Source organism: Nocardia ignorata NBRC 108230, from assembly GCF_001612905.1.
Lineage (GTDB): Bacteria > Actinomycetota > Actinomycetes > Mycobacteriales > Mycobacteriaceae > Nocardia > Nocardia ignorata.
Genome location: NZ_BDBI01000025.1, coordinates 245,681 through 252,162 on the forward strand (window position 1 = coordinate 245,681; position 6,482 = coordinate 252,162).

General features: G+C 68.5%; 5 protein-coding genes. All 5 read left to right on the forward strand.

All coding sequences use genetic code 11. The features are described from left to right. Positions 1 to 68 precede the first annotated feature (68 nt). The 5 genes from NI2_RS21665 to ffh all read left to right on the forward strand — a co-directional run bounded on the left by NI2_RS21665 (position 69) and on the right by ffh (position 6,344). Positions 69 to 1,433 carry an ammonium transporter gene (locus NI2_RS21665; protein WP_067493415.1) on the forward strand — a complete coding sequence of 455 codons (1,365 nt, stop codon included), beginning with the start codon at positions 69 to 71 and terminating at the stop codon, positions 1,431 to 1,433. A gap of 5 nt (positions 1,434 to 1,438) precedes the next feature. After that, positions 1,439 to 1,777: a P-II family nitrogen regulator gene (locus NI2_RS21670; RefSeq protein ID WP_067493492.1), complete on the forward strand. Its 339-nt coding sequence runs from the start codon at positions 1,439 to 1,441 to the stop codon at positions 1,775 to 1,777. Positions 1,778 to 1,854: 77 nt separating this feature from the next. Beyond that, a complete protein-coding gene (locus tag NI2_RS21675; protein WP_067493417.1) occupies positions 1,855 to 4,287 on the forward strand; it encodes a [protein-PII] uridylyltransferase in 2,433 nt (810 codons plus the stop codon). A 133-nt stretch (positions 4,288 to 4,420) separates the two neighbouring features. Further along, positions 4,421 to 4,735 (forward strand): hypothetical protein, encoded by a 315-nt coding sequence (locus NI2_RS21680; protein WP_225279181.1) that lies wholly within the window; start codon positions 4,421 to 4,423, stop codon positions 4,733 to 4,735. Positions 4,736 to 4,790: 55 nt separating this feature from the next. Next, complete coding sequence (gene ffh / locus NI2_RS21685) at positions 4,791 to 6,344, forward strand: signal recognition particle protein (RefSeq protein WP_067493421.1); 1,554 nt, start codon at positions 4,791 to 4,793, stop codon at positions 6,342 to 6,344. Positions 6,345 to 6,482: the final 138 nt, after the last annotated feature.

Here is a 6,482-nt window from a genome sequence, read left to right on the forward strand (position 1 = left end):
GTCGCGACCCTTCTGTACAGGTCCTTTTTGCCGTCATCGGCGAGGCCCGAGATGAGGAGGAAGACAAGGTGGCATTTCCATTGATCGGTACACCGGATACCGGTGATACCGCTTGGATGCTGGCGTCGGCAGCGCTCGTGCTGTTGATGACGCCGGGTTTGGCGTTCTTCTACGGCGGCATGGTCCGTGGCAAGAACGTGCTGAACATGATCATGATGAGCGTCTCGGCCATGGGGCTGGTCACCGTCCTGTGGTGTCTATACGGGTTCTCCATGGCGTTCGGCGAGGACAAGGGCAACCTGGTCGGTGACCCGCTCCAGTACTTCGGTCTGAAGAGCATCTTCGGTGGCACCGCCGCCGATTCCCCGGGCATCCCGCTGTTCACCGCGACCCCGGAGGACCCGACGGCCCCGATCACCTCGGGTATCCCGCTCACGGTCTTCGTGGCCTTCCAGCTCATGTTCGCGATCATCACGGTCGCCCTCATCTCGGGTGCGGTCGCCGACCGCCTGAAGTTCGGTTCGTGGCTCGTCTTCGCCGGAATCTGGGCCACCGTCGTCTACTTCCCCGTCGCGCACTGGGTCTTCGCCTTCGACGGTTACACCGCTGAGGCGGGCGGCTGGATCGCCAACAACCTCAAGGCCATCGACTTCGCCGGTGGTACCGCGGTCCACATCAACGCCGGCGCCGCCGGTCTGGTGCTGTGCCTGATCCTGGGCAAGCGCAAGGGCTGGCCCAAGACCCCGTTCCGTCCGCACAACCTGCCGTTCGTGATGCTCGGCGCCGGTCTGCTGTGGTTCGGCTGGTACGGCTTCAACGCCGGTTCGGCCCTCGGCGCCAACGGTATCGCCGGTGCCACCTTCCTCACCACGACCATCGCCACCGCCGCCGCGATGATGGCCTGGCTGCTCGTGGAGAAGATCCGCGACGGTCACCCCACCTCCCTCGGCGCCGCCTCGGGCATCGTCGCGGGTCTGGTCGCCATCACCCCGGCGTGTTCCTCGGTGAACGTGATCGGCGCCCTGGCCATCGGTGTCGTCTCCGGTGCGCTGTGTGCCCTGGCCGTGGGCCTGAAGTTCCGCTTCGGCTTCGACGACTCGCTCGACGTGGTCGGCGTCCACCTGGTCGGTGGTCTGGTCGGCACCCTGATGGTCGGTCTCGTCGCTACCAGCGAAGCCCCGGCGGGCGTCGCCGGCTTGTTCTACGGTGGTGGGGTCGAGCAGTTGAAGCTGCAGGCTGTCGGTGCCTTCGTGGTTCTGGCCTACTCGCTGGTCGCCACGGCCGTCATCGCGTACGCGATCAAGTTCACGATCGGCCTGCGCGCCAGTGAAGAGTCCGAGGCCGCGGGCCTCGACGAGTCCGAGCACGCGGAAACCGCTTACGATTTCGCTGCTGTGGGTGGCACGGCACGCTCGCTCGTCAAGGAGGCATGACGAACATGAAACTGGTTACGGCAATCGTCAAACCGTTCACGCTCGAAGACGTCAAGACCGGGCTGGAACAGGCAGGCGTGCTCGGCATGACCGTCAGCGAAGTCCAGGGCTACGGCCGCCAGAAGGGGCACACCGAGGTCTACCGCGGTGCGGAGTACTCCGTCGACTTCGTGCCGAAGGTACGCGTGGAGGTCGTCGTCGACGATGCCTCGGTGGAGAAGGTCGTCGAGGTGATCGTCGAGGCCTCGCGCACCGGCAAGATCGGTGACGGCAAGGTGTGGGTGACCCCGGTGGACACGATCATCCGGGTCCGCACCGGCGAACGCGGTACCGACGCACTGTAATTCGCCGCAGTCGCACGGCGAACGATCGAGCGGCCCCGCTCCTACCGGATTCGGTCGGGGCGGGGCCGCCCGCATGAATGGGTGGTGGGGCAGTGGAACAGCGCAAGGGTGGAACACAGAACAACGCGGCGGCCGACCTGGTGAAGGCCAGAGCGGCGCTGCTCGAAGGCGCGGGCACCCGCAATCCGCGGCTCGACCCACAGGCTCTGCGCGCGGCGCTGGTCGACCTGTTCGACCTGTGGCTCACCAGTAAGGGCAACGAACTCGGCATCACCCCCGACAGCGGGCTGGCCCTGGTGGCCGTCGGCGGGCTCGGCAGGCGCGAGATGCTGCCCTACTCCGATCTCGATCTGGTGCTGTTGCACGACGGGGTCGACCAGTCCGTGGTGGCCGAGGTGGCCGATCGGCTCTGGTACCCCCTGTGGGACGCCCACATCAAACTCGACCACAGCGTGCGCACGGTGCCGCAGGCGCTTCGGGTGGCCGCCGACGACACCATCGCCGCGCTCGGCATGCTCGAGGCCCGCCACATCGTCGGCGACGAGGATCTGAGCAACCTGCTCATCGGTGGGGTGCGTCGGGAATGGCGCACCGGCATCCGTTCCCGCTTCGACGACCTCATCGCCCAGGCGAACGCCCGCTGGCAGCGCAGCGGTGAGATCGCCCACCGTGCCGAACCCGATCTGAAGAACGGTCGCGGCGGGCTGCGTGACATCCAGCTGCTCGATGCCCTCGCCATCGCCCAATTGACCGACGCTGTACCAGGTTTGGGCCCCGAGGTGCCCGGCGGCGGCCTGAAACAGGCGCACCGCCGCCTGCTCGACGTGCGCACCGAACTGCACCGCGTGGCCGGTCGCGCCCGCGACCAGTTACGCGCACAGGACGCCGACGAGATCGGTGCCGCCCTGCGCATCGGCGACCGTTTCGACCTGGCCCGCACCCTCACCGATTCGGCACGCACGGTGAGCTATTCGACCGACGTGGGTCTGCGCACCGCCGCGAACGCGCTGCCGCGGCGCGGACTGGCCCGGCTGCGCCGCCTCCCGGTGCGCCGTCCGCTCGACGAGGACGTGGTCGAGCACGCCGGTGAAGTGGTCCTCGCCCGCGACGCCCGCCCGCAACGCGACCCCGGCCTGATCCTGCGCGTCGCCGCCGCCTCGGCCCAGACCGGGCTACCGATGTCGGCGACCACCCTCAACCGGCTCTCCGAAGACGCCCCCGAACTGCGCGAACCCTGGCCCAAGGACGCACTCGACGACCTGCTCGTGCTGCTCGGCGCGGGTCGAGGCGCGATCGACGCGGTGGAGGCTCTGGACCGAACAGGCTTGTGGGGCAGGCTCTTTCCCGAATGGGGTGCGGTCCGCGACCTGCCCCCGCGCGACGCGCTGCACACCTGGACCGTCGACCGCCACCTCATGGAAACCGTCGCCTACGCCACCGGCCTCAGCACCCGCGTGGCCCGCCCCGATCTGCTGATCCTCGGCGCCCTGCTGCACGACATCGGCAAGGGGCGCACCGGCGACCACAGCGTGGTCGGCGCCGAACTGGCCACTCACATCGGGCGCAGGCTCGGCCTGTGGCCCTCGGACGTGCGAACTCTCAGCGCCGTCGTGCGCCACCACCTGCTGCTGCCCGACACCGCCACGCGGCGCGACCTCGACGACCCGGCCACCGTCGGCCACGTCGTCGACGCGCTCGGCGGCGACGTGGGTCTGCTCGAATTGCTGCACGCCCTGGCCGAAGCCGACTCGATGGCGACCGGTCCCGGTGTGTGGGGCGACTGGAAGGCCTCGCTGATCGGCGAACTGGTCCGCCGGTGCCGGCTGGTGATGGCGGGAGAGCCGCTGCCGCAACCGGAACCGATCGACCCCGACCTGGTCGCCAAGGCGGAAGCCGGCGGTGTGCACGTGACGCTGGGCGCGGGGGAGGGCAAACACACCCACGTGGTCACCGTCATCGCGCCCGACGAGCCGGGTCTGCTCGCCGACGCGGCGGGCGTGCTGGCGTTGCATTCGCTGCGGGTGTTGTCGGCCTCGCTCGGCGGGGTGGGCGAATCGGCGATCAACACCTTCGTCGTCACCCCGAAGTTCGGCGACCCACCCGACGCGGGCCTGCTCCGCCAGGAACTGATCCGGGCCATCCGCGGTGCGCTGGATCTGCAAGCGGCGCTGGTGAAACGCGAGACCGAGACCGTCGGCCGCTACGCGCGCGCCCAGCCACGCCTGATCTGGCAGTCCGCACCCGCACCGGGACAGGCGATCCTGGAATTGCGCGCCGAGGACCGGGTCGGGTTGCTCAGCAGGCTCGCGGGCGCGTTCGCCGCGGCGGGCGCGAATGTGCGCTGGGCCAAGGTGGTCACGATGGGCACGGCCGTGGTCGACGCGTTCTGCCTCGAACTCGGTGACGCCGACAGCCCCGCCCTGCGCGAACGGATCGAAAAGGCCGTTCTGGACGTGGTTCCCCGCCCGGCACCCCCGTCGCAGCCCACCGACATCGGTTCGGACGCCTGAAACGTTAGGACACGGTTTACTCACCGATTGCTATCGGGTTGCTACGTATTGGTTACTCGCTGCCCGATAAGTCGAAACACGACCTATAGCATTCGAAAGGTCCGGCTGTCACTCGTTCGAGGGGAGCTGATCCGTGGCTATCGAAGTCGTCTCCGCATCGATGATGACCAGCGACGCGACCGCGCACATCGCGCGCTGCGTCGGCGGTGACCTGTGGGTGGTTTCGTGGTTGCCGGGCCGCACCCTCACCGGTGCTCAGGCCCTGGCCGCGATGACCATCGCCTCGACCACCGCCCACCACACCGATTCCGCCGAATCCGAGTGGAACCGGATCGAGGCGCTCTCGCGTGAGCTCGGCCTCACCGGGCGCGAGGCGGTGTACCTGGTCAACATCGAGAACCACGAATTGCGCCGCACCGCGCCACCGCACGTGCGCTCCGGGGAATAACACCCATTACCCTGGGAGGGCAATAGAGGTCCCTTTCAGATCAGGAGCGCGATCGGTGTTCGAATCCCTGTCCGACCGGCTTACCGGTGCACTGCAGGATCTGCGCGGTAAGGGGCGGCTGTCACCGGCCGACATCGACGCCACCGCGCGCGAGATCCGCCTCGCCCTCCTCGAAGCCGACGTGGCGCTGCCCGTGGTGCGCGGGTTCATCGCCAATGTGAAGGAACGCGCCAAGGGCGCGGAGGTCTCCGCGGCGCTCAACCCGGCCCAGCAGGTCGTCAAGATCGTCAACGAGGAACTCGTCGCCATCCTCGGTGGTGAGACCCGGCGCCTCAACCTGGCCAAGAACCCGCCGACGGTCATCATGCTGGCCGGTCTGCAGGGTGCAGGTAAGACCACCCTCGCGGGCAAGCTCGCCAAATGGCTCAAGGGTCAGGGCCACCAGCCGCTGCTCGTGGCCTGTGACCTCCAGCGTCCCGGCGCCGTCACCCAGCTGCAGGTCGTCGGTGAGCGCGCGGGCGTGCCCGTGTTCGCCCCGCACGGCGGCACCTCCATCGGCGGTGGCGAGAACCCGCTCGGCATCACCGCCGCCGACCCGGTCGCGGTCGCCGCGGGCGGTATCGAAGAGGCCAAGGCCAAGCAGTACGACGTGGTCATCGTCGACACCGCCGGTCGCCTCGGCATCGACGAAGAACTCATGCGCCAGGCCGCGGGCATCCGCGACGCCGTGAACCCCGACGAGACCCTCTTCGTGCTCGACGCGATGATCGGTCAGGACGCGGTGAGCACCGCCGAGGCCTTCCGCGACGGTGTCGGCTTCACCGGTGTCGTGCTCACCAAGCTCGACGGTGACGCGCGCGGTGGTGCCGCGCTGTCGGTGCGCAATGTCACCGGCGCGCCCATCATGTTCGCCTCCACCGGTGAGAAGCTCGAGGACTTCGACGTCTTCCACCCCGACCGGATGGCCTCGCGCATCCTCGGCATGGGCGACGTGCTCACCCTCATCGAGCAGGCCGAGCAGGTCTACGACGCCAAGCAGGCCGAGGAGACCGCCCGCAAGATCGGCAGCGGTGAACTCACCCTCGAGGATTTCCTCGACCAGATGCTCGCCATCCGCAAGATGGGCCCGATCGGCAACCTGCTCGGCATGCTGCCCGGCGCGGGTCAGATGAAGGACGCGCTCGCGGCCGTCGACGACAAGCAGCTCGACCGCGTGCAGGCCATCATCCGCGGTATGACCCCCGCCGAGCGCGACAACCCGAAGATCATCAACGCCTCCCGCCGGCTGCGCATCGCCAACGGCTCCGGTGTGCAGGTCTCCGAGGTCAACCAGCTCGTCGACCGGTTCTTCGAGGCCAAGAAGATGATGGCCATGATGGGCCGTCAGATGGGTCTGCCCGGCGGGCGCCGCGGCAACACCAAGAAGGGTAAGAAGGGCAAGAAGGGTGGGCGCGGTCCCACGCCGCCGAAGATGCGCGGTGGGTTCCCCGGTATGCCGGCCGGTATGCCGCCGGGGATGGATCTCTCACAGATGCCGCCCGGTCTCGACCAGCTGCCGCCCGGTCTCGAGGGAATCGACCTGTCCCAGCTGAAGTTTCCCAAGAACTGAGCTGTGTTTTTGGAGCGCTGGCGCGCTCGAGTCGGCGGCCACTGAGGTCCCGACGATCAGGCACCGTGGCTTGCTCCTTCGTCGCCTACGCCACGGCGCCTGATCGTCGGGACGGCCGCCGACCGCCGCTTCGCGGCG